General features: G+C 48.4%; 19 protein-coding genes, 1 tRNA gene and 1 pseudogene. 11 read left to right on the top strand and 10 right to left on the bottom strand.

The features are described from left to right. Positions 1 to 40 precede the first annotated feature (40 nt). From AB1611_19575 to AB1611_19535, 9 genes are all read left to right on the top strand, one after another. The gene (locus AB1611_19575; GenBank protein ID MEW6381782.1) at positions 41 to 814 is read left to right on the top strand and encodes an outer membrane protein assembly factor BamD; all 774 of its coding nucleotides are present in this window, start codon (positions 41 to 43) and stop codon (positions 812 to 814) included. Positions 815 to 984: 170 nt separating this feature from the next. Continuing rightward, positions 985 to 1419, top strand: a complete 435-nt coding sequence (locus AB1611_19570; GenBank protein ID MEW6381781.1) for a HEPN domain-containing protein — start codon at positions 985 to 987, stop codon at positions 1417 to 1419. Positions 1420 to 1451: 32 nt separating this feature from the next. After that, positions 1452 to 2171 (top strand): rhomboid family intramembrane serine protease, encoded by a 720-nt coding sequence (locus AB1611_19565; GenBank protein ID MEW6381780.1) that lies wholly within the window; start codon positions 1452 to 1454, stop codon positions 2169 to 2171. Positions 2172 to 2179: 8 nt separating this feature from the next. Beyond that, on the top strand, positions 2180 to 3592 hold the full coding sequence (locus tag AB1611_19560) for a sigma-54 dependent transcriptional regulator (protein ID MEW6381779.1): 1413 nt from the start codon (positions 2180 to 2182) through the stop codon (positions 3590 to 3592). Then, entirely contained in the window at positions 3576 to 3938 is a 363-nt protein-coding gene (gene hisI, locus AB1611_19555) for a phosphoribosyl-AMP cyclohydrolase (GenBank protein ID MEW6381778.1), read from the top strand. The genes AB1611_19560 and hisI overlap by 17 nt, the downstream gene beginning before the upstream one ends. Positions 3939 to 3969: 31 nt before the next feature. Beyond that, entirely contained in the window at positions 3970 to 5268 is a 1299-nt protein-coding gene (locus tag AB1611_19550; protein ID MEW6381777.1) for a pitrilysin family protein, read from the top strand. 16 nt (positions 5269 to 5284) lie between these two features. Then, on the top strand, positions 5285 to 5815 hold the full coding sequence (locus AB1611_19545) for a shikimate kinase (GenBank protein ID MEW6381776.1): 531 nt from the start codon (positions 5285 to 5287) through the stop codon (positions 5813 to 5815). Positions 5816 to 5932: 117 nt separating this feature from the next. Beyond that, positions 5933 to 6202: an ACT domain-containing protein gene (locus AB1611_19540; protein ID MEW6381775.1), complete on the top strand. Its 270-nt coding sequence runs from the start codon at positions 5933 to 5935 to the stop codon at positions 6200 to 6202. A 123-nt stretch (positions 6203 to 6325) separates the two neighbouring features. Next, a complete protein-coding gene (locus tag AB1611_19535; GenBank protein MEW6381774.1) occupies positions 6326 to 7684 on the top strand; it encodes a PFL family protein in 1359 nt (452 codons plus the stop codon). A 20-nt stretch (positions 7685 to 7704) separates the two neighbouring features. On the opposite strand, the gene AB1611_19530 is transcribed toward AB1611_19535, so the two are convergent. Next, positions 7705 to 8319, bottom strand: a complete 615-nt coding sequence (locus AB1611_19530; protein MEW6381773.1) for a hypothetical protein — start codon at positions 8317 to 8319, stop codon at positions 7705 to 7707. A gap of 57 nt (positions 8320 to 8376) precedes the next feature. Continuing rightward, a complete protein-coding gene (murA, locus tag AB1611_19525; protein ID MEW6381772.1) occupies positions 8377 to 9687 on the bottom strand; it encodes a UDP-N-acetylglucosamine 1-carboxyvinyltransferase in 1311 nt (436 codons plus the stop codon). 353 nt (positions 9688 to 10040) lie between these two features. Between murA and AB1611_19520 the strand changes: the two genes are divergently transcribed. Together AB1611_19520 and AB1611_19515 are read left to right on the top strand one after the other, a co-directional pair. Beyond that, positions 10041 to 10117: transfer RNA gene (locus AB1611_19520), tRNA-Met, on the top strand. 301 nt (positions 10118 to 10418) lie between these two features. Beyond that, a pseudogene (locus AB1611_19515) lies at positions 10419 to 10649 on the top strand (ATP-binding protein). 785 nt (positions 10650 to 11434) lie between these two features. Here AB1611_19515 and AB1611_19510 read toward each other — a convergent pair. The 8 genes from AB1611_19510 to AB1611_19475 form a co-directional block, all read right to left on the bottom strand. Next, complete coding sequence (locus AB1611_19510) at positions 11435 to 14863, bottom strand: Ig-like domain-containing protein (GenBank protein MEW6381771.1); 3429 nt, start codon at positions 14861 to 14863, stop codon at positions 11435 to 11437. Between the two features lie 25 nt (positions 14864 to 14888). Beyond that, entirely contained in the window at positions 14889 to 16622 is a 1734-nt protein-coding gene (gene pilQ, locus AB1611_19505) for a type IV pilus secretin PilQ (protein ID MEW6381770.1), read from the bottom strand. Between the two features lie 169 nt (positions 16623 to 16791). After that, positions 16792 to 17235 carry a pilus assembly protein PilP gene (locus tag AB1611_19500; GenBank protein ID MEW6381769.1) on the bottom strand — a complete coding sequence of 148 codons (444 nt, stop codon included), beginning with the start codon at positions 17233 to 17235 and terminating at the stop codon, positions 16792 to 16794. Then, on the bottom strand, positions 17213 to 17866 hold the full coding sequence (locus tag AB1611_19495; protein MEW6381768.1) for a type 4a pilus biogenesis protein PilO: 654 nt from the start codon (positions 17864 to 17866) through the stop codon (positions 17213 to 17215). The genes AB1611_19500 and AB1611_19495 overlap by 23 nt, the downstream gene beginning before the upstream one ends. A gap of 34 nt (positions 17867 to 17900) precedes the next feature. Then, positions 17901 to 18470 carry a PilN domain-containing protein gene (locus AB1611_19490; GenBank protein MEW6381767.1) on the bottom strand — a complete coding sequence of 190 codons (570 nt, stop codon included), beginning with the start codon at positions 18468 to 18470 and terminating at the stop codon, positions 17901 to 17903. Beyond that, a complete protein-coding gene (pilM, locus tag AB1611_19485; protein ID MEW6381766.1) occupies positions 18467 to 19528 on the bottom strand; it encodes a type IV pilus assembly protein PilM in 1062 nt (353 codons plus the stop codon). The genes AB1611_19490 and pilM overlap by 4 nt, the downstream gene beginning before the upstream one ends. Before the next feature lie 481 nt (positions 19529 to 20009). Beyond that, the gene (locus AB1611_19480; GenBank protein MEW6381765.1) at positions 20010 to 21605 is read right to left on the bottom strand and encodes an ABC transporter substrate-binding protein; all 1596 of its coding nucleotides are present in this window, start codon (positions 21603 to 21605) and stop codon (positions 20010 to 20012) included. A gap of 197 nt (positions 21606 to 21802) precedes the next feature. Further along, complete coding sequence (locus AB1611_19475) at positions 21803 to 23143, bottom strand: radical SAM protein (protein ID MEW6381764.1); 1341 nt, start codon at positions 23141 to 23143, stop codon at positions 21803 to 21805. Positions 23144 to 23155: the final 12 nt, after the last annotated feature.

The raw sequence follows: 23155 nt of genomic DNA, 5'->3' as shown, positions 1-23155 counted from the left end.
TCTTTTTTGTCCGAATGCGGAAAGAGAAGATGGAAGATAGATGATGAATAAGTTTGCAACTGCCTTCAGGAAATGGCTGATCCTCGTGGCACTGGTTTTGTGCTGTGCGGGCTATTGGGGATGCACCAAGCAGGAGCGGGTGCGTTCGGATTTCGAGCTGTATCAGGGGGGAATGAATCTCTTTGAAAAGAAAAAGTACCTGGAAGCCCGGCAAGATTTCCAGGACATAGAAGTCCTCTACCCTGAAAGCCGGTATCTTTCGCTGGCCAGAGTGGGGATCGCCAATACCTATTATGAAGAAGGTGCTTACGATGAGGCTGTCCTGGAATACCAGAAAATCCTTGAGTTTTACCCCCTGGGAAAACTTTCGGACTGGGCTCAGTATCGGATCGGGATGTGTCACTTTCTGCAAATGCTGCCGGAGGACCGGGACCAGGAAGAGACGCAGAAAGCCTGCTCGGCTTTTGAAACATTTTTAGCCCAATATCCGAAAAGTCCGTTGGTCGCTGAAGCCAGAGAGAAATATCGAATCTGCAAAGACCGTCTCGGAGGTAACGAGCTGTACATAGCCAGATTTTACCTTAAGAGCAAGTCGTATGAGGTGGCTATTGCCCGGCTCCAGGAAGTTCTGAATAGTTATCCTCAGTTCAGCCGCAAGGATGAGGTATTCTACTATCTGGCCAGGGCCGCTGAAAAGAGCGGCAAGAGAGAGCTGGAAAAGGAAGCTGAAAAGACACTGACAGGTCAGTACCCCGATTCCCCGTTTACGCAAAGGTTACTCAGGGAACAGAACGACAGAAAAAAGATCAAGTGAGGAAATTGGACTTTTTCCGGCCAAAAGGGCTGGAATATCACCTAAACCGTTGACTTTTTTTATTTTATTTTGTATATTGCAGAAGCAGGATAGAGGGCTGGTAATGAGCTTTTGAGGCCATGTAAGACACAGTTATTGTGTGTGGGGTATAAGAAGAAAGGAGAGAATACGTGCACGATCCAAAGGATATAGCCGAGGCATATTTGACTGAAAGCACCGTAGATATTGAAACTGCACGGCTGACCAACATCAACGGGCTCTACAGCCGTACAATTCATTTTTCCCAGGAGTGTGTGGAGAAAATAACCAAGGCCTGTTTAGCCCTCCGCGAAATTTTTACCCGTGATCACAAAACTTCAACGCTGTTTGTAGCTGTATTCAGGAATGAAATCGATAATATCGATGAAATCCAAAAAGCAGCTTTGATTTTGGAAAAGCACGGAGCCAGAACCAGATTTCCACTCTACCAGCGCGGGGACCTTCCCTTGTGGGTTCCATCCAAGGTGTACGGGCCGGATGAAGCAGGCGATGCACTGAAGCAGGGGGAATTTATCTATAATACCTTGAAGGCATTTTTGGAAAAAGAAATGAGAGGCGGCGAATAACGTGGCAGTATAAGTAGCAAGGAGCAAGCCGGTTGATTCCCCTGAAGGATGATATTCCAAGCGATAGCTTTCCGGTAGTTACCGTGACCATTATCGGTTTGAACTGCGTGGTTTTTGTTTATCAGCTTCTTCTGGGAGCATACGGCGATCGGCTTATCAAAATCCTTGGCATCATCCCTTATGAGCTGAGTCATTTTACGGACCTCCCTCCATTGGCTCCTGTTCCCTTGCCCTTTACGATTGTGACATCCATGTTTCTCCACGGAGGGCTGGCTCATCTTCTGGGAAATATGCTGTATCTGTGGATTTTTGGCGATAATGTGGAAGACGCGATGGGGCATGTCCGGTTTGCCGTCTTTTATCTTCTGTGCGGAACTGCGGCGGCAATCACCCAGGTCATGGTTTCCCCGAGTTCAACCATCCCCATGATCGGGGCCAGCGGAGCCATATCCGGCGTTTTAGGGGCTTATCTGCTGCTGTATCCCCAGGCAAGAGTGATGACCCTGGTTTTTTTCGGATTCCTGATTGAAACAGTCCGGCTTCCCGCCAGCCTCCTGCTGACTTTCTGGATCGTTGTTCAGTTCCTCAGCGGAGCCTTCAGCCTGACCTCCCATTCGATATCCGGTGGGGTTGCCTGGTTTGCCCATATCGGCGGCTTTATCATGGGAATGGCGCTTATCTTTCTGTTCAGGAAACGCCGCCGGAGGCTCGGAATACGAAAATATTTCGGCCGGGATGAAATAAGGTGGTGATGCATCGCATGCCCTGTGCCCATATTCTGGTTATCGATGATGAAGGCCGCATCCGCTCCTCACTGGCCGGTATCCTGACCGACGAGGGATATGAAGTCTCTCTGGCTGAAGATGGTGAGGCAGGTCTTGCAAAAATCCAGAGTGATTCTCCCCCTGACCTGATCCTGTCCGATATCTGGATGCCCAAAATCGACGGCATGGAGCTTTTACACCGGGTACGGGAGACAAATCCGGATATTCCGGTGATCATGATTTCAGGTCATGGCACGATTGAAACGGCAGTCAGGGCCATTAAAATGGGGGCCTTCGACTTTATCGAAAAGCCGCTTTCCCTGGAAAAAACCGTATTGATCGTGAAACATGCACTGGACCAGCGGCGGCTGGAAGCGGAAAATAAAAACTTACGAATGCGGATCAACAAAAAATATGAAATTATCGGCCAGAGCAGGGCGCTGAATGAATTGAGAAAGCAGGTCCAAATCGCTGCCCCGACGAATGGCCGGGTTTTAATCTATGGGGAAAACGGCACGGGAAAAGAATTAATTGCCCGGGAAATCCACGAAAAAAGCAGGAGAAGGGATAATCCGTTTATCGGGGTGAACTGTGCGGCCATCCCTGAAGACCTTATCGAGAGCGAGCTGTTCGGGCACGAAAAGGGAGCTTTTACCGGAGCAACAGCCCGCAGGCAGGGGAAATTCGAATTGGCCGACAGCGGGACACTGTTTCTGGATGAAGTAGGCGATATGAGCCTCAAAACCCAGGCCAAGCTGCTGCGGGTTCTGGAGGAGGAAGCAGTGCAGCGCGTCGGGGGGGGGGAGCCGATTAAAGTTGACGTGCGCGTCATTGCTGCCTCGAATAAAAACTTAAAAGATGAAATCGAGCAGGGAAATTTCCGGGAGGACCTGTATTACCGGCTGAGTGTTATCCCCATCAAGGTTCCGAGCCTGAAGGAGCGAAAAGAGGATATCCCGCATCTGGTCGATCACTTTTTAAAGGAATTTTGTGCTGAAAACGGGCGCAAGTTGAAAAAAGTCACCGCCGAAGCCATGGATCTTTTATGCCGCTACGATTGGCCCGGCAATGTAAGAGAATTAAAAAACCTGATCGAGAGACTGGTGATCATGGTCCCTGGCAACATCATTACAGCTCTTGATATTCCGATCTCTCTCAGGGAGAAAAATCAACCCTCTTTACGGGAAGCCAAGCAGGAATTTGAAAAATATTTAATCACCCAGACCCTGCAGGCAAATCGGGGTAATATCTCCAAAAGTGCCAAGATCCTGAAAATCGATCGCAGTCTCCTGTACCAGAAGTTGAAAATGTATGGGCTTGAGCCCAAAAATGAATATCCGGACAGTAAGCCGGACAGTAAGAATGATTACTTAGATAGCCAGAGGAAAAGGTATGACGAATTTAGTTAAGGAGTTAAAGTTTGGCCCGGATGGACTGATTCCGGCAATTATTCAGGATGTCAACGACAAGGAAATCCTGATGCTTGCCTATATGAATGCCGAATCGCTACAGTTGACGATTGAAACCGGCATTACTCACTTTTGGAGCCGGTCGAGGAATTGTCTGTGGAAAAAGGGAGAAACCTCCGGACATATTCAGGAAGTTCAGGAAATCCTGTATGATTGTGATGCGGATACCCTGCTGATAAAAGTCAGACAGAACGGTCCGGCCTGCCACACCGGATACCGGACCTGCTTTTACCGCCAGTATCAGGGAGACGATCGGGAGCCCAGGATTGTTTCGCAAAAATTGTAGCTCACCGCTCGGGTGTTGAAGGTCAATCTCTTTGAAGGAAAACCTCTCGCTTACCTGCACCAAGTCAGTATTGAATAACGGCCTTCGGGTTATTACCGTGGAGATGCCCCACCTTCATTCCGTGGAAATCAGTCTGTATGTCAGAGCAGGCACACGGTTTGAAACTGCAGGCAATAACGGTATCTCTCACTTCCTCGAACATATGCTGTTTCGGGGCACCAGGAATATGCCCAGTTCCTACCAGTTGCACAAGCGCTTTGAATCTCTGGGCGGAGATATCAACGCCGTAACCGGGGTTGAAGACACCTGCTACTGGCTGAGCCTGCATCCCCGCTATTTCGCCAGGGGCATGGCGCTGTTTTCCGAGCTGTTTATCTCCCCCAGGTTTGCCGACATGGAGACGGAAAAGCAAATCATCCTGGAAGAAATCCTGAATGAAACCAATGAAAAGGGAGAGGATATCGACATCGATAACCTCTCCTCCAGGCTGCTCTGGCCGGAAGGCAGTCTGGGGTTCCCGACCCTTGGCACCAAAGAGAATGTTCTCGGCTTTACCGAAGAGGAAGTCCGGACATATTTTGAAACCCATTATACAGCCTCGAACATGGTCCTTTGTGTTGCCGGAAAAATCAAACACGAGCAGGTTCTAACCTGTGCCGGTAAGCATTTTTCCGAGCTTCCGAAAGGACGGGAAGTCCAGATTCCCCCTCAACCGTCCTGTCAGAAAGCTGCCCAGGTTCTGTTCAAGAATAATTCCGGCAGCCAGGCCAATGTTCAGGTATGCTTTCGGGCCGTATCGTATAACTCGCCGGATTACTACGCCATACTGCTTCTCCAGAGAATCATGGACTACGGCAATTCCTCCCGCCTCCAGTGGAACATCCGTGAGCGGCAGGGGCTGGTCTACGATATTTCCGCCGGTGTTTCCTCCTTTCATGACACGGGCACCTTTGATATCGATTTTTCCGTAGCTCCGGAAAAAATTTCCCGGGTCGTGCAGGAGGTACTCCGCGAGGTCCGCAAAACTGCCACCACAATGGTTTCCCAGGAAGAATTTTTGCGGGCCAAGCGCCGTTATATCCTTGAATTTGACTTTTCGCTGGACAATGTGGCCAAGATGGCGGACCGGTTCGGCTGGAACGAGCTCTACCGCCAGGGTGAGTCTCTGGAATCGGAGCGGAAAAAGATTGAACAGGTAACGCGGGAGCAGATACGGCGGGTATGCCGGGAATACTTTGTCAATTCAGGGCTGAATATCGTCGTTGTCGGCCAGTATGCGCAAGAGGAAGAAATGCGGGTCAACGCCCTGGCGAGGGAATTTTCGCCGTGAGGGGAGGGAGAAATACATGGTCAACTTCCAAAAAGATCACAATATAGTTCTCATCGGGATGCCGGGAGTTGGTAAAAGCACAATCGGTGTTATTCTGGCAAAGGTACTGTCGCGAGATTTTCTCGACACGGATGTCTACATCCAGGTAGAAGAAGGAAGAACCCTTCAAGAGATTATTGACAGAGAAGGTTTGGAAAAATTTTGTGAGCTTGAAGAGCGGTATATAATCTCTATAACCAAAAGGGGATCTGTCATTGCCACAGGTGGAAGTGTTGTCTATAGTGCCCTTGCAATGGCACATCTCAAGTCACAGGGGATGGTCTTACACCTTCATCTGCCTGTTCACCTTTTGGAAAAAAGGCTGACCAATATTTTAACGCGTGGTGTTGTCAAAAAATCTACCCAGACACTCATCGAACTCTATAATGAGAGAATGCCGCTCTATCAGCAATATGCAGACAGTACGATTGACTGTACAGAGATGGGGCATGAAGATGTTATCAAGGTAATCCTCTCCCGGATAAAGAATCGTTACGAATTGAGTTAAGCTCTAGTCACTCGATATAATAAGTCCGCGGCCAATGATCACCCACTGCGGCTCATCTAGCGCTACGGCCCCCAAAATCCATCCAAAAGGATAATTAAATGACAGGGAGAACACGGCATGAAAGCAATTGTTACCGTAATAGGTAAGGACAAAACAGGAATTATTGCCCAGGTAAGCACAGTTCTGGCGGACAATATGGTAAATATCCTGGATATCAGCCAGACAATACTTCAGGATTACTTCACCATGATTATGCTGGTTGATCTTTCAAATATGAAAATCTCTTTTTCCGAGCTCCATAGCATATTGGAAGAAAAAGGAAAAACAATAGGATTACAGATCAAGATACAGCGGGAAGAGGTGTTTAAGGCTATGCACCAAATATAGAATGTTTCATACAATTCTTCCTTCCCGCGTTACTATAAGAACTCCTCACTAATAAAACCCCTCACTCCTTTCCCTCTCCCCTTCAGAGGGCGAGGGAGTAAGAAAGCGGATTCAGGTGCAAAAATGATAAATCAAAGTGAAATAGTAGAAACAATTCGGATGATTGAATCGGAGAAGCTTGATATCAGAACCATCACCATGGGTATATCTCTCAAGGATTGTGCTGATTCTGATGGAGCTGTTGCCAGGAGGAAGATCTACGATAAGATTACCTATTGCGCAAAGAATCTTGTTCGCGTCAGCAACGATATATCCCTTGAGTATGGCATTCCGATAATTAATAAGAGGATTGCCGTCACACCGATTTCCATAGTTGCCGAGCCATCGGATGATGAGAATTATGTGGCCTTCGCTCAGGTTATTGATCAGGCTGCACAAACCGTTGGGGTAAATTTTATCGGCGGGTTTACCGCCCTGGTACATAAAGGATGTACCAAGGGCGACATAAAGCTTATTGCCTCGATACCGGAGGCCCTTGCGGCTACTGAAAGGGTCTGCTCATCCGTAAATCTGGCTACTACAAAATCCGGTATCAATATGGATTCGGTCAGACACATGGGTGAGATTATCAAAGAGACCGCCTACCTCACCCGGGATAAAGACAGCATTGGATGCGCCAAGCTTGTGGTATTCACCAATGCGGTGGAAGACAATCCTTTTATGGCCGGTGCATTCCACGGACTTGGAGAACCCGAATGTTCGATAAATATTGGAATAAGCGGCCCTGGTGCAGTTAAATCTGCGCTTGAAAAGGTAAAAGGTGCAAACTTCGATACCGTAGCCGAGACGATAAAAAGAACCGCTTTTAAAATAACCAGGCTTGGACAACTGGTGGCCATGGAAGCATCAAAAAGACTCCATGTGCCTTTCGGCATTGTCGATGTTTCACTTGCTCCAACACCGGCCATCGGTGACAGCGTTGCCAGGATACTCGAGGAGATGGGGCTTGAAAGCTTTGGGGCTCCAGGATCGACTGCCGCTCTGGCACTTTTGAATGATGCGGTCAAAAAAGGCGGCACTATGGCTTCATCTCATGTGGGGGGATTAAGCGGGGCTTTTATCCCGGTCAGTGAGGATGAAGGGATGATCGATGCGGTTTTCAAAGGTTCGCTCTGCATGGAAAAACTCGAGGCAATGACCTGTGTCTGCTCGGTTGGGCTTGATATGATTGCCATTCCCGGGGATACCAGCGCTGAAACTATCTCGGCAATTATTGCTGATGAAGCGGCCATCGGGGTCATAAACAATAAAACCACGGCGGTTCGGATTATCCCTGTCTGGGGGAAAGGGGTTGGAGAAGTTGCGGAATTTGGAGGCTTATTGGGAAAGGCACCTGTTATGGAGCTCAATAAATTTTCAAGCAGCGAATTTATCAGGCGAGGGGGCAGGATCCCGGCACCGATAAGCAGCCTGAAAAATTAATATTTTTCCGGGGGAAGCAATCATCCGGAGCCTTGCGGACGGATCATACTACCATGAACAGCGATATCGGCTGGTTTGCTGCCGACGCAAACAAGATAGGTGACGCCACTGGCAATCTCTGCTCCGGATATGAGTACAAACGATCCGGCAATTAACCACCAGCAGGGATACTGCTGCAGTGCCTGGGAGAGGGAATATACGGAAATCGCACCGAAAAGGGCTGACAGGAAGGATGCGCCAAGCAGTTGAAATGTATGTACGCTGGATGGGCTGATTGCAGGAAAGTCAACCGAAGTGTAGAGCTCATTGCTTTTGAAATCTGTTGCTTCGGTTTCCAGAAAAAACTTTCGAAGCGCATTCAGTTGCCGTGCGGTAAAAACAAAATAGAGCCTGTTTTGGATCATTGACAGGTACAGCAACATGGAAGCAATGAAGACCACTGAAGAGAGAAATGTCTGGCACAGGAAAAACCCTTTTGTAGGGGACTTCAGGAACTCGTAAATTGCAAATTGGGCTGTGGCGACTGATGAGGTGAGGGTAAACAGATACTTGAGGAGGTCCATCTGACGGTTATCATAGAAACGCAACTGCTCAAAGCTCAATTCGTACTCTTTATACAAAAATGTATTATCCATCGCTTTTGTTCCCATGAAAAGCACTGCAGATGATTTCTTCTAAAAGTGAAAAAGCTATCAGTCCTCGACTACTTCAAAATCAGCACCCAGGGACCTGGCCTTTTCAGGGATGGAATCATATCCCCGTTCGATGTAGTTTACACCCTTAATGACCGATTCTCCGGAAGCGACCAGAGCTGCAATGATATAAGAAAATCCTGCCCGCAGATCAGGAATGGTCATTTCTATTCCCTGTAAAGGTGTCCGGCCTTTAATCACACAACTGTGAGGATAATTGCGGTGCAAGAACCGGCAGGGCTTTCCTCCCAGACATTGCTGATAAACCTGGATTTCTGCCCCCATCCGCCTCAATTCATTGGTGTAGCCGAACCGGTTCTCATACACGGTCTCATGTAAAACCGATAACCCTTCCGCCTGAGTCATCAGGATAACGAAAGGCTGCTGCCAATCGGTCATAAATCCCGGGTGGACATCGGTCTCAAGAAAGGTAGGATGCAGACGGTTTCCCCCGGAAAAGAAACGAATGCCGTTTTCCAGAACCTCATATTCAGCTCCAATCTTGCGGATGATATTGAGAAAGGCCATCATCCCAAGCTGGTCCGAGTTCTCCACGACTACATCACCCCCGGTGGCAATAGCCGCACAGGCCCAGGAAGCTACCTCTATCCTGTCGGTCAGGGCATGGTGTTTGAAACTGCGCAGCCGTTTTACTCCATCAATAATGATGGTTCGGTCTACATCTACGGCTATGATCGCTCCCATTTTCTGCAAAACCGCTATCAGGTCAATTACCTCCGGCTCTATGGCTGCATTCCTGATTACTGTAGTGCCCTCAGCCAGGCTCGCTGACAGGAGGATTGTTTCTGTTGCTCCGACACTCGGATAGGGAAGCGAAATGGTAGTACCGTGCAGTTTGGAGGCTTCAGCCCGGTATACTCCCTCAACCAGGTCAACCTGAGCACCGAGGGCCCGTAAGGCATCAATATGAAAGTCAATCGGGCGAGGACCTATCTTGCAGCCGCCAAGAAGAGGAATCTCAGCTATGCCAACCCGATGGAGCAGGGGACCCAGCATGAGGATGGGAATCCGGTTGATGCCGGAAAATCCTGAATTGATGGCGGGAGAAGTAACCCGTGGAGTCGAGATTCTGATTGTTGAATGATTTAGCCATTCAAATTCAGTACCGATGGATCTGCACATGTCCAGGGTTACGGTCACATCTCCGATGTTTGATACATTAGAAAGTACACATGGCTCATCGGTCAGCAGGGAGGCAACAATGCTCTTGGGTAAAGTATTTTTGGCTCCACCTACTCTTATGCTGCCAGAAAGCGGCCTGGCACCCCGAATTTTATAATACTTCGTCATTTTTTACCCTCTCCCTGAGATCAACTGAGAGATCAGAGGGGAAAAAAGCTAAATTGATTATGAGCATACGATGTTTGATGTATCGAAAGTTCTCATAATATCGCTTCAACCAGCAAAAATCAACAGTTGATCAGCGGGTAAAGTTTTTTGCCGGATTGCCGACTCTCTCCGGACAGGGGAATATTTTTGGACAATTTACCTGACCCTGAGGCAATTTACTTGACAAGAAATCGAAATCTCTGTATTATTAAGATGTTTTTGCATTTTCAGCGCTAATTCAAAGAAGCAGGAGAGAAGTTCCTTCCAAGGAAGCTACTGCATTCTGAACACAAGGATGCTGTAGAACATCGGCAGGCGGTGTAGCTCAGTTGGTCAGAGCATGCGGCTCATATCCGCAGTGTCCGGGGTTCAAATCCCTGCACCGCCACCACTCCTTTCTTCAAGATTTCAATACATTAGATCATCGAAAACCTCTAAAAACACTAGCCCCAGAAGGTTTTTGAGGGTAAAAAATGGGGGGATAGATGGTCTAACATCAGAGACGCAGAGAACAACCAATCCGGCAAGGTCCTGATGAAAGTCGGGATATATCGATGTGTCAACGGCCTGGAAGCAAGCAAAAAGTAAAAAGGCACAAGGAGGAACTTGTTTTACTTTTACTTTTCAATGATATCCTCTGCGTCTCAGCGTCTCTGCGGGAGAATTACTAATTCTTATGTAAGTGCCATTCGGGCTATATTCCCTTCTCCAGGCAGGGAGCTGAGTTGTTGTTCCAGGTTCTCGCGGAGCGGCATGAGAGAGGATCAGTCATTATCACTACCAATCTGGGGTTTTCTGACTGGACCCAGGTTTTTGGTGATCCAATTCTGACCACAGCCCTCTTGGACCGCCTCACTCATAAGGCCCATATTATTACGTGCAGTTGGGAGAGTTACAGATTTAAAGAAACCTTAAGACACAGGCATCGATGGGTGGGGGGCTCCGGTCGTCCTACGGACTCCCTACGCCCCCCACCCATCGCCTATGGCCAACCCCAGGGTGGGTCAATTTTACGTTACCACACTGGGTCAATTTTCGGTTGCCATTTCTAGTCAATTTCATCTTTGAGGACTTCAACGCGCTTAACACCAAATTCTTTAAGCCCAGGTATCTTATTTATAAGTTGAATCATGATCTATCATTTCCCCCCAAATATGGAACTAAACATTCATGGCCAGTTACTTATTGGCCACCCCCAAAGATGGAAATGTTATTGAGTAAAGTATAATTTTTATCAAAAGTGGCGTTTCCACGGTAAAATTCATAGAAATAGGAAATAATAAATTTTTACCATACAATCAATTAGTTATCAAGCCATTGAGCACAATGACAATGAATATGGTTGAGCCGTTAATCTCTATCGAAAGATAGAAAAATAGTAATTACTCAGGCACAAAGGCATATAGAGAGACAAAGGCAGCAAGGGGAAATGAAGATACAATGCATGCTGGGCAATTTAGCTGGGAAGTTAAACAGCAAATAGACACAAATAGGCAAAGGTAACTTTCTGCCTTTGCCCCTTTGTACCTGAGTAGTTACGAAAAATAATTTGGAAATAAAATTACCGCTATTTTACTCTATACTCTATAGATGGACAAACAAATTGCAAGCCATCAGTGTCCACAGAACGCAACCCCGCCTATTCGCGGGGCGGCCCTTTGGGGGCCGCCCCGCTCAATGCTGACTGCGTATTTACTGTACCCTCTGCTCAGTCAATGGGTATGGTGTACGATTCGGATTTTGTCATTCCCTGCCAGCTTAAGCTCATGTTCAGCGTAGCCGTATCAGGCGGGGCGACATTGTTGGGATCGGCATAGGAGAAACTATACGCCTTGATGGGTCCTCCAGCCGTGGAGCTTGTATCGGAAAACACGAACGATTTTGATCCGGCCAGAATACCTTTATCAGTTGAGATGCTGTAGGAGGTCCCGCCACAGGGTATGTTATAGTTGCGGTCTCCAATGAACACCTCGAAATACAACGGGTTAGACGGTGTAACTATACCCCCTATCTGCCAGAGGTTGGTCTCAAGGTTTGTCCAGATATAGGGTTCACCGGTCAGCAGGAGCTTAATGGTTTTACAAATCTTCTTATTTCCATCCCATCGGCCGTTTATTCCATCGAAGGCTGAATCTCCGTTCAGGTCAATTAACAAATCTTCAAAATTCGTATTAATGATATTATCATCATCCATATCAATAAAAATATCGTCATAGGTATCGACAAAGGGTTCGGTGGGGTTAAATTGCCCGTTGGCATTGGTATCGGTAAACTCCTCTTCCCCATCGACGACCGCGACAATCGTGCACAGGCCATCCCGTGGATTTGGACTCTCAGGATCAGTGATGTCAATAGGAATACCGAACAGAGAATTTAATCGGTTCATAAAGGTGATTTCATACTCTTTCGGGAGTGTCTTATACGGAACAGGGTCCTGGGTTCTAAAGGTAACTACCCCGGAACCGCTTTGATCCAGGGCCGCCGACCGGTTGATACCGCCTGCCTCGCTGTAGAAGGACACCGTCGTTCCCTCCAGGACTTCGACATTGCCATAGCGGTCAGCCAGATGAACCCATATTTCTGATATGAAATTATCAAAAGCCAGTCCCGGGAGATTGAGAGGACCGCCTGAGACGTAGGGGTGGGGTGGGGTCAGGGGACTAACTGCCGACAGCGAAAAATGGCTTTCCGAAGGTTTTCCTCCCCCTATGGAAATTGTCCCTGAATACGCCGTCAGGGTGGTGCCTCCTGCCATTGCTACGGTTGCCTTGAGTGTCACGGTGCCGGGAATTATACCGCTGTGAACATTCACTCTGGCCATACCCCCTTCTGAGCTGACTGTGGCTGTTTTGCCCTGATTAATATTCGGGTCTCCTTCCTCAAGATACTCTCCGCCACCAGGTCCAAAGAGCTCAAAGCTTACATCCTGGGGATCCTGGATAAAAGTTCCCTTATTGTTCTTAACCAGGAAAGTAACCGTTGAAATTTCAACCTGTCCTAATCCTTTCAGCCCGATAGCTGCAGGGGTTGCCGATACGAACTCGATGCTTCCGACATCGTCGCTGACGATGTTCACCGGTCCGCTTGAGGCCGGACCTACCGGTACGGCACAGCTCAATGATTTCGTCTGTCCCTTCCAGGACAGGCTCATAGTCACTTCAGCCATCGATGGCGGGTCTTTCTCGTTTTCATACGACAGGACATAGGAAAAGATTGGCCCTCCGGCAGTGGAGCAGGTATTTCCAAATATATAGGATTTTGTCCCGCTTAATTTACCCTTATCAGTCGAGATGGAAAAGGATGTTCCTCCAATCGGGATATTGAAATTACGATCGCCGATAAATACATGGAAAACCAGTGAGCTTTTACTGGTAACGATACCATTCGGGACCGAACTCAGCTGGGTATGAATATCGGTATGGATTGATGGTTCGCCGGTAATCAGCAGATTGATGGCTTTATAAATTTTTTTATTTCCATCCCAGCGCCCGTTTTCTCCATCAAATACTGCATTGTTGTTCTGGTCAATTACCAGGTCTTCAAATTCTTCATCAATGGAGTTGTCGTCGTCCATGTCGATAAAAATATCACTATATGAATCGATAAATGGTTCATTGGGGTCATACTGTCCATTCGCATTCCGATCGGTGAACTCTTCCTCCCCGTCAACAACGGCGATAATCGTACACAGACCATCGCGGGGATTCGGGCTGTTAGGATCGGTATAGTTCATTGGAATATTGAACAGGGAATGGAGTTGATCCATAAAGTCAATCTCGGACTGTTCAGGAAGAGTTTTATGAGGAATGGGGCGCTGAGTCCGGTAAGTAACCGATCCGGAGCCTGTTTTATTCATGGCTACCGACCGGGAGATACCCCCGCTCTCGGTATAGAAGGAGACCGTCGTTCCCTCCAGAACCTCGACATTGCCATATCGGTCGGCGAGATTGATGTTTATCTTCGATTCGATTCCATCATACGCCAGACCTTCAAGATTCAAGACGGAAGCGGATAGAGAGAACTGGCTCTCCGTAGGTTTCCCGCCACCTACGGAAATTATTCCCGAAGAGGTTGACAGTTTGTTTCCTCCCGCGGCGGTCACGGTTGCTCTGAGTGTCACCGGCCCGGGAATTACCCCGCTGTGAAAATTCACTCTGGCTGCACCATTTTCCGTGCTGACGGTAATTGTTTCCCGACCGACCTCTTCAAGGTACTCTCCGCCGCCCGGACCAAATAATTCAATATATACGCTCTGGGCATCCTGGACAGGAGTTCCCTGGCTGTTTTTAACCAAAAAAGTAACCGCTGAAACTTCGACCTGTCCCGCTCCCTTCAAGCCCACGATATTCGGTACTGCCGATACAAACTCTATGCTTCCTACATCGGCGCTGGCAATGGTTACTTGAGTAGTCTCTGATGCTGAGCCGGATGTGGCGGTAATTTCAACTTCGCCGGAAGTTTCAGCAGCCGTGAAGGTAGCCGATGCTTTCCCGCTGATAGTCAAGGCGCTTTCAGTTACTGTACCGTAGGCATCTTTGCTGACCATGAAATTAACTTGTGTTCCATCCTTTACTGAATTGCCATTCTTATCCAATACAGTCGCGATGATGTGCGATGTTCCCCTGATCGATATCCGGGGAGGGTCGGCGCTGATGTCCAATGTCGCTGGCGGAGGAACATCGGAAACCTGAATATCAAGGGTTCCCTTGATATCCCCTTTTTCGTTGCTGGCGGTAAGGGTGACGATCCCTTCGCTATCCTTCGAAATAAAATTAACCGTTCCGCTTCCTTCGCTGATTATGGCCGGGCTGGTAATCCTGCCCCGTGTCGGATCACTCAGTTCAAAGTTTATTATCGTCTTGCCATTCACCGGCTGGCCGCTCTTGGTCATCAGGTCTACTCTGATCTCCAGGTTGCTGTTGATACCAATGACCGTATTGCCATTCTCTGAAGACAATCTGATAGCACTCATTCCGGTTGTATCAGCAGAACCGCCGGGAGTAATATTCTGTTCACTTTTACCCGGAGCATCGTCTGAAGGAGTCTTGCTGCACGAGGTTACGAGGAAGGAATTGATAACGAGCACCATCGATGCTACCAATGTCAGGATTGATTTTGCAGGAATATTCTCGGCCATCTTTCCATCTCTCCTCAAATAAGGGCTAACCGTTTTTTTTCACAATCCGGGGGGTAATAAAGATCAGCAACTCGTCGTAGTTTTCAACAGCACCCTGTGATCTAAAGAGCCACCTGATGCCGGGAATATTGCCAAACCAGGGCACTTTCCGCTCACTCTGCTGCTGAGTGCGCTGATAGAGCCCTCCGATTACCGTGGTGTCTCCGTCCCTGACAATCAGCTTGGTGGTAGCTGTCCGGGTGGTAATTGCCGGGACGCCATTTACCGTCTGAGCCCAATTCGGTTCGCTCTTATCCGCCTCAATCTCCAGGGTGATGTATTCGTTCGGGGTAATATGAGGAGTGACTCCCAGTTTGATTACCGCATCGATAAATTTGGTGGAGGGATTTCCATCCTTGTCCACGGATGGGTAAGGAATCTGAGACCCGCTTTTGATTTCCGCCTTTTCATTATCCAGGGTGGCGATTCGGGGATTGGAAACGATTCTCCCCTTGCCTTGAGACTCCATGGATTCAAGCTCGAAGTTGAGCTTGACGAGATTATTGATATGTCCCAGATTGAATCCGATGCCTCCAAAGGCATCATTTTTATTGGAGAGGTTGACTGCATAGCTGTCGTTGAGACCTCCCGAAATACCAATGGTCCGGGGGAAGCGATAATTGGTTTGCTTTCCATATTCTCCACCCCACCGGATGCCCAGTTCCTTCATATAGGCTTTGCTGGTTTCAACAATCCGGGTTTCAATCATGACCTGCGGGGTCTCCCGGTCCAGATTGGCCAGGACTTCCTTGATCTTGGCAAGATTCTCCGGCAGGTCCTTAACGATCAGGGAATTGGTCCGCTCATCCACAATGATGGATGAGGGTTCCTGCAATCCCTTGGGATCGCTGAGGATAGGGCTGATCTGCTCTTTGAGTTTGCTGGCCTGGGCATAATTGACCCGGATAATTTCCGTCTTCAGCGGCCGGCTGTTTTTCTGTGTCTGCTCGGCCAACTGCTTGGCCAGAATGGCCTTCACTACGGCATCTTCCTCTTCCATGTAGGTTTTGTGAGTCTCTATCCGGATGATGTTGTTTTCCATTCTCATGGCCAACTGGTTGGTCTTGAGAATAATATCCAGTGCCTGATCCCACGGAACCGGATTCTGGAGGGTGACCGTAACCCTTCCCTTGACGTCCGGATCAACAACCAGATTGTGATTGCTGACTTCGCCGATGATCCGAAGCACCGACCTGATATCCGCATCCTGAAAATCAAGCGAAATAGGCTTGCCGTGATAAACTTTTTGAGGAACGGGCTGGGAGGCCGCAGCTTTCGAAGGATTTTGGTCATGAGCGGACTTGACGGAAAGAAACCTGGCATCATCATGCTGAGAAGAATTGCCTCTGGTTGAAGCCCGGCTGGATGACCGGATGATATCCCGCTCCAGGACCGGCTCGGTTGAGATGTCCTGCTCCAGGATCGGCTCTCGTGAAAGGTACTGATCTGCGGAGCCGGAAGCGGGTGAGGATAAATTACCGGCGGCTGCCGCCTGGGTTGTCGAGTCCAGCCCTGCAGCAGCTCCCGATGCTCGATCCGGTGATGAATTTGAATTATTTTGAGTCTTATTGACTTCCCAAGTGGATGCTGGCTTGGGAGGTATTGCATTGGCGGTTTTGCGGTTACCGAAACTGCAAGCGCTTCCTTGGCAGCACAGGAACAGGATCAGGATTACTTTGGCTTGGGTTTTCAGCCGATTACATCCCCATCTGGAATCCATTCTCTTCCCCCTTGCGGGACAGGGTGTCCCCCTCCACCCAAGACGAATATTGGTATGGTCGCTCAGGTGCCGTTTTTCACCTTTGAAATTTTCCGGTCTCTCTCATGGATAATCGATCGTATCCAATCCGCTTGCACGAGATCATCCCCTCCTCTATCCTGCCGCACTTTTATCTGCTGACGACAGCAGGAACAGGGGTCCCTTCTTTGTAGAGTCTGACTGTAGTCTCTTCCGTCTTTGTCCTTCCCAGATAGTCCGTTACTATGGTCTGAATGTTGATGTGATCGTTACCGATCTCGATGACTCTCCCCTTCATTTTGCCAATCTCTTCACCCCTTTTAACCAGATAACATTTTCCATCGGGTGCCTCCACAACGGCTGCTCTCCCCAGTTCCCCCCAGACAATGCCGACGAGTTTGAGCTCGGGAAGGTCATAGTTGAGGAGCGGCGAGGAAGGCAGTTCCGGAGCCCGCATAAGCTCTACGGCAAAAGGTGATTTGAAAGGATCCCGTATTTTCCCCACCGGGTCGATCTCCACCGGCGACATTCCGAAAACCAGCGGGAGAAAGAGAAGAATAATAAGCGGTTTTCTATTCTTGCTGTGTTCCTGCATCTGTTTCTCCTTGTCCTGAAGAGGCACCTTCCTGCTGCTGCTTGCCTTCCGGCGAAGCGTTCGGCTGGAACCGATAGGTGGTAGCGACACACGTGGTTTCGAGAGTGACAAGATTACCCGTGAATTGAGGGTTTCCCATATTAAATTCTTCAATGTTGACAATACGGTCCAGGGCACTGATGAGCTGAAAGAAATTGGCTACGTTGTGGTAGGGCCCCCGTACCTTGATATCGATAGGGAGCTGCTGGTAGAATTCCTTCTTGACTTCTGCCTGCGGCTTGAAAAGCGCGAATTCAAGCCCGGCATTACTTCCCAGGTCAGCAATTTTTTTCAGGAGGGTGGGGATTTCCTTTTCCGTGGGTAATTGGATCTGAGCGAGAAGAAAATCCTGCCGGACTTTTTCTACCTCCTGCTGAAAGGCCGGGATGTTTTTGCAGACCTCCTGATTCTCTTTCAATGCCTTGTTCAGGCTGGCGAGTTCATCGTTCATCCGGCTGATTTCAGCCTGTTTGGGCCCCAGAAGAGTATAGTACCAAAAAGTACCGACCATCACGCTGACAGAGACCAGGAGCAGAATTTTTTTCCCCCGAGGCAGGGAAGCCAGCTTGTTGTTGAGAGCCTTTATGTTCATAGATCTTTCACCTTCTCCGGACGTACGTATCTGCTTATTTCACTTGAGAATTCGAATCTTGAGAGTTCGAATCAGTAAGGTTGCAGGTGATCTTGAACCTTTGTACCTTTTTGTTATCGGCCATGGATTCCTGCTCGGTTTTATCCAGCTCTATCTGGGTCAGCACCCTGGTGTTCTCAAGGCTCTTCATAAAGTCAGCCACATTATTGGCCGTCAGTGACATTCCCTCCAGAGTAAGCTGGGGCCCCTTCGTGGCCAGGCAGGAGAGCCATGTTTCATCCGGGATGATCAGGGAAAGCTGATTCAGTAATGGAGCAGGGCCTTTTTGCTTCGATTTCAACTCCTTAATAAGGTTGAGCTTTTTCTCCACTTCCTTTTTCTCTTCTTTCAGCTTATTGATTTTCTCCATCTCGACCTGAGATGTCTCGATTTTCTGTTTCGTCTCACTGATCTGGTTTTGGAGACTCTTGATCTTAAAATTCAACTGATAATACCACAGAGTCCCTGCTCCGATCAGCAGTACCAGGAAGATGACTCCGGTCATCAATTCCCGCCCGACAGCAAGAGCTTTCTTTTTTTGGGGAAGCAAGTTGATTCTGATCAACGGTCATCCATCCTTCTGAGGGCTAATCCGACAACCACGGCCATCGTGGGAGCCACGGAGGTTAGCCAGTTGGTGTCAAATTGATTCGAATTGATTTGGATTTTCCGAAAAGGGTTAACCTTTTCCACTTCCACTTCAAACCGGTGGGCCAGAGCCAGATCGATCCCATCTGCTTTGGATGTGCCTCCACTGAGCAGAATTTTGGTTATCGGAATATTGTCCGCCGTAGCCCGAAAATAATCAAAGGACCGCTGAATTTCCGAGAAAATTTCCTCATAAAAACTCTCCCGCAATGGAACCACCTGGTCCGCTGCAACCCCCTCGACACTTTCTCCCTGCTTCAGCTTTTCGGCCTGAGCGAAGTCCAGTCCCAGGCTGGTTTGCAGAATCTTGGAGTAATCATTTCCTCCCAGTGAGGCATCACGGGTAAAGACCGTTCCCCCTTCCCATAAGATATTCATATTCATGGTATCAGCACCAATATCGAGCAGAACTACATAATTGCCCGACTCCTGAGCATGATTCAGCTCATACTGGTTTTCCAGAGCAAATACATCGATATCGATGACCGAAGGATTAAGGCCGGCCTTGGTAATGATCGATACCATATCCTGGATGCGCTCCTTTTTAACCGCTACCAGGAGGACATCCATCTCCCCTTCATCTTTTTTGAGAGCATTCTGCATGATCTGAAAATCCAGACTGACATCATTGATATCGAAGGGGATATACTGCTCGGCCTCGAAGAGGATGGATTCCATCAGCTCATCTTCACTCATAGCCGGCAGCTTGATTCTCTTGATAATTACTGATCGCCCGGACACCGAGGTGGCAACATTTTTAATGGAGATCTTTTGCTCCTGGACCAATTGTCTGATGGCCTCGATGACCACCTGCTTGTCCAGAATCTCATCTTCGGAAATAACTCCCTGAGGCAAGGGTTTTAACCCCGCCTTGACCAGCTCATACCCCTTGGCATTCTTTTTCAGTTGGGCCAGCTTAAGGGAATTGGTACCGATGTCCAGCCCGATTAATTCCTTTTTCCTGAAAGGCCCCATTTTTCTACTTCCTTATTTTTCCTGGTAAAAGGTTGAAATTAACCATATCTAATTGAATGAGTTTAAACGATGTCGGAGACATGGAGAGAAAATCTAGCTGTACCTTTATTCCATTCTGAGGATGATATGTCAAGAGAATTCGACTGGCGAAACGACAAAGCTCATCCATAGAGGGTCCTGTGCTCTTCACTCGGCCCTCCGGGGTAGGCCAGTGTGGTATCAGTAAAATTCGTGAAATTATCTAGGTAAAATCATTCACCATGGAGTAGGGGCAGGGATAATTTCAGTTTTAAACTTCCGCCTTGCACCCTTTCCCTTTAATTGACTGCTAAATGATTTTTCGGCATGGGGGGGTCAGTTAATCGGAGGGAAATGAGATTGAGTATTTTTTTAACCAAAGAAACTGCCTGTTTTCGATAAAGGTTGAAGTAAATCAAGTGCATGTGAGTTTTTGGGAGATTTTGCGGTGTACCACCCACGCTCATTGGAGCATGTGCCACTCGCGGATGTTATTGAATACTCCATACGAAGAGATCTCTACCCCGCCAAATTTTTTGCTTACACCAAGAAGATACTCCCGCCAGAAAAGAAATATACCCGCAGGATCATCCAGCATCTCCTCCTGATATTGCCGGTAGATGCTTTTTCTCTGCTCCTGGTCGAGGGTATTTCTGCCCTGGTCAAGCAACAGGTCGATCCTGGGATTATGATACGAAGAGAAATTAAGCCCTGCCTTGATCTGTGAGGAGTGCCAGAACTGATAATTTTTATCAGGATCACTGCCGGCGAGGGCATACGTGAAGGCAGCTTCAAACTTCCTGGCAAAAAGATGCTCCTGGCTGTAAATGTTCACGGGCAGCTTTCTTACCATAGCCTTTACTCCGATATTCGATAACTGCTCCATAATCATGAGAGAGGCGGTTTCAAGCTCATCATGACCTTCGGGCAGGAGGAGATGAAATTCAAAGGGCTGCTTGCCTCTATCCAGGATGTGATCATCATCGGTATCCTGCCATCCCGCATCTTTCAGGAGCTGCACGGCCTTGCGAGGATCATACGGGTATGGCCCAATCCTGTCATCAAAAGCCCAGGAACCGGGGAAGACGGTGCCTGATGAAACCTTCCCTCTCCCGTGTAATACCCTGCTGATAATGCCCTTTTTATCTATGGCGTAATTCAGTGCCTGGCGGACTCTTTTGTCCTGAAACAGAGGATTGGTCATATTAAAACCGATGAGATAATAGTAAGGTCGCAAGGCGGAGTAGACATTGAAAGAGGAAATTCTTGTAACGATCTCGTATGAGTCGGATTGGAGAAGCTCAAAGGCATCGATATCTCCCTTCATCAGGTTTGCCCAGATAAGGCGCTGACTGGCGAACATTCTTACCACAATCCGGTCAAGATGCGGCCTTCCGAGAAAGTATTCCTCATTCGCCCCAAGCTCGATCCTGTCCGAAGCCCATCGGACGAAACGAAAGGGACCGGTGCCTATCGGATGATAATTGAATGGAGCAGTGCGGATATCCTTATCCTGAAGAAGATGCCTGGGTACGATGCGCAGAGTCAGTCCATGGATAAAAGAGGCTGAAGGCTTGTCCAGGTGAATACTGATCGTATAGGGATCCCTGATTTTTATTTCCTGAATTTGACTAGTAATACAGATAAGATCGTTCATTACCTGACGGTCTCTGACCAGATCCAGAGTAAATGCTACGTCATCGGCGGTAAGCGGGTGACCATCATGGAACTTTACCCCCTTTCTGAGGTGAAAGGTAAATTCCCGGCCTCCTTCACCGATCTCCCAGGAATCCGCCAGGCATGGCAGGATTTCGCCTTTTTCCCCCAGTCTGACCAGGCCATCGAATATGATATTTACCAGATGGGCTGAGACGCCAGTGGTCTCCAGGAGAGGATTTAAGGTAGTATTTGAGCTGGTAATCTTGCCGATAGTAAGGGTGCCTCCGAATGATCGGGCAGGTACCTTTTTATCCTTATTCCGGCACGAGACCTGTCCCAGGGAAAAGAGAATAAGAATAAAGACACGGAAAGACAAAGTGGCTGATTTTTTAACCTGCATCGGTAAAAAGCATCCTCAGAGTGATAAAGGTGTGGTGATCACAAAAATCAGGGCTGGACCTTTTGGATCCAGCCCTGCTGCAAACTTTTCCGCCTTACGATAAATATACATCCCGATCCGATGATCTTACCTCCAGTCAATGACTACCTGACAATCAGGCCTCGGAACGACAATTTTACTGCCCTTCTTGATGATCTTCATTGAATTTCACCTCCTTGGCTGATGATCTCGAGGTATTCCTCTTTAATCAACGGGATGGCTACCTGATCAAAGTACCTTCGCTCACATGCCGGCTGGAGAAAGTCACCTCCTTTCAGGAAAGCACTGTTTCGGCAGCCTCCTCCGCACAGAGGAATATAGGGACATCCGCGGCATTTCTTCCAAAGGTCTGCGGTCATGAATTCAGTCAGCCGGTAATTGAAGGAATCGCTTCGGATATCACCAACTGCAAATTCCTCCATCCCGGCAAAACCGCCGCACTTATAGATTCTGCCGCAGGGATCTATGGTATACGAGTGCTCCTTGATGACGGAGCACGGCCCCAGAGCTATGCCGTTATTGGGGTGAAAGCCCCTCTGTTCGATCTCTCTTCTGATCCGGAGAATGTCTTCTGGCCTTACATCGGAGAAGGTGCAGACCTCGCAGCCGCCTCCATTCGATTTCTTGTGGGCCAGACTGGTGATTATCGGTTTAAAATGGACCTGCTCTATCTTCTCTTTGATGCCTGCTTCAACAAGGCGATCGAGAAGAGCGGGGATAGATTCTTTGGTGGAATCATCGAAATTTCCTCCCAGGCGGATGGGCACCCGGCCATAAATCTCAACCAGATTCCGGAATATCTGCTGAAAAGTGCCCTCTCCATTCTGAAAGGGACGTTTGAGGTCATGAGCCTCCTCATCGCCATCCAAGGTTATCTTTATGCCGCGAAGACCAAGAGGCAGGAGTGAATCCACGATCTCGCCGGTCAAAAAAACTCCATTGGTGACGATATGAATGGCCAGCTCAATTCCCCTGTCCGCAGTCGCCTTATGGAGCGCCCGGCTCAGGTAATGAATGGCAGGCATGTTCAAAAGAGGCTCGCCGCCATAAAATAAAATGGTCAGAGCTCGCGGTGAAACATGCTCCAGCTTCTTCGTAATCCAGGCTACTGCCAGGCTGCAGGTCTCGCCGTCCATAAAGGCACTGGTCTTGATATCCTCCTGGATGCAGTACGTACATCTCAGATTACAGGCAAAGGTGGGCAGGATCGTGACAGTCAAGTCAGAATTATCAAATTTGATTTTCTGAAACCAGTATTCCAGCTCCCGGTCTTCATCGACATATTCAGAAACGATAATGCCAAGTTCCCTGAGCTGCTCCAGGTTGGATTGATCGGCAGAAGACAGCGTCTTTCCGGATTGTCGGCCTGTTTCGATGAGAGCCCGAAGATGGCTGTCAACCACCACTTCCGAACCGCGCAGCGTGTTGTAGATCAGGGTCTCTTCGGAACCATCAATTGGTATGAACAGATTGAATTGTGATCCCTTATGGCTGTCCATCGGTTAGCAATA

The sequence above is a fragment of the bacterium genome, from assembly GCA_040755755.1.
Taxonomy (GTDB): domain Bacteria; phylum SZUA-182; class SZUA-182; order DTGQ01; family DTGQ01; genus DTGQ01.
The sequence above is the reverse complement of the archived record's forward strand: the minus strand, read 5'-3'. Positions and strand labels throughout refer to the sequence as shown.

What these genes read in the sequence shown, in the direction of transcription:
- AB1611_19575 (MEW6381782.1), top strand. Translation starts at nt 41, where the DNA reads ATGATGAATAAGTTTGCAACTGCCTTCAGGAAATGGCTGATCCTCGTG.
- AB1611_19560 (MEW6381779.1), top strand. Translation starts at nt 2,180, where the DNA reads ATGCCCTGTGCCCATATTCTGGTTATCGATGATGAAGGCCGCATCCGC.
- hisI (MEW6381778.1), top strand. Translation starts at nt 3,576, where the DNA reads ATGACGAATTTAGTTAAGGAGTTAAAGTTTGGCCCGGATGGACTGATT.
- AB1611_19545 (MEW6381776.1), top strand. Translation starts at nt 5,285, where the DNA reads ATGGTCAACTTCCAAAAAGATCACAATATAGTTCTCATCGGGATGCCG.
- AB1611_19540 (MEW6381775.1), top strand. Translation starts at nt 5,933, where the DNA reads ATGAAAGCAATTGTTACCGTAATAGGTAAGGACAAAACAGGAATTATT.
- AB1611_19535 (MEW6381774.1), top strand. Translation starts at nt 6,326, where the DNA reads ATGATAAATCAAAGTGAAATAGTAGAAACAATTCGGATGATTGAATCG.
- AB1611_19530 (MEW6381773.1), bottom strand. Translation starts at nt 8,319, where the DNA reads ATGGATAATACATTTTTGTATAAAGAGTACGAATTGAGCTTTGAGCAG.
- murA (MEW6381772.1), bottom strand. Translation starts at nt 9,687, where the DNA reads ATGACGAAGTATTATAAAATTCGGGGTGCCAGGCCGCTTTCTGGCAGC.
- AB1611_19510 (MEW6381771.1), bottom strand. Translation starts at nt 14,863, where the DNA reads ATGGCCGAGAATATTCCTGCAAAATCAATCCTGACATTGGTAGCATCG.
- pilQ (MEW6381770.1), bottom strand. Translation starts at nt 16,622, where the DNA reads ATGGATTCCAGATGGGGATGTAATCGGCTGAAAACCCAAGCCAAAGTA.
- AB1611_19500 (MEW6381769.1), bottom strand. Translation starts at nt 17,235, where the DNA reads ATGCAGGAACACAGCAAGAATAGAAAACCGCTTATTATTCTTCTCTTT.
- AB1611_19495 (MEW6381768.1), bottom strand. Translation starts at nt 17,866, where the DNA reads ATGAACATAAAGGCTCTCAACAACAAGCTGGCTTCCCTGCCTCGGGGG.
- pilM (MEW6381766.1), bottom strand. Translation starts at nt 19,528, where the DNA reads ATGGGGCCTTTCAGGAAAAAGGAATTAATCGGGCTGGACATCGGTACC.
- AB1611_19480 (MEW6381765.1), bottom strand. Translation starts at nt 21,605, where the DNA reads ATGCAGGTTAAAAAATCAGCCACTTTGTCTTTCCGTGTCTTTATTCTT.
- AB1611_19475 (MEW6381764.1), bottom strand. Translation starts at nt 23,143, where the DNA reads ATGGACAGCCATAAGGGATCACAATTCAATCTGTTCATACCAATTGAT.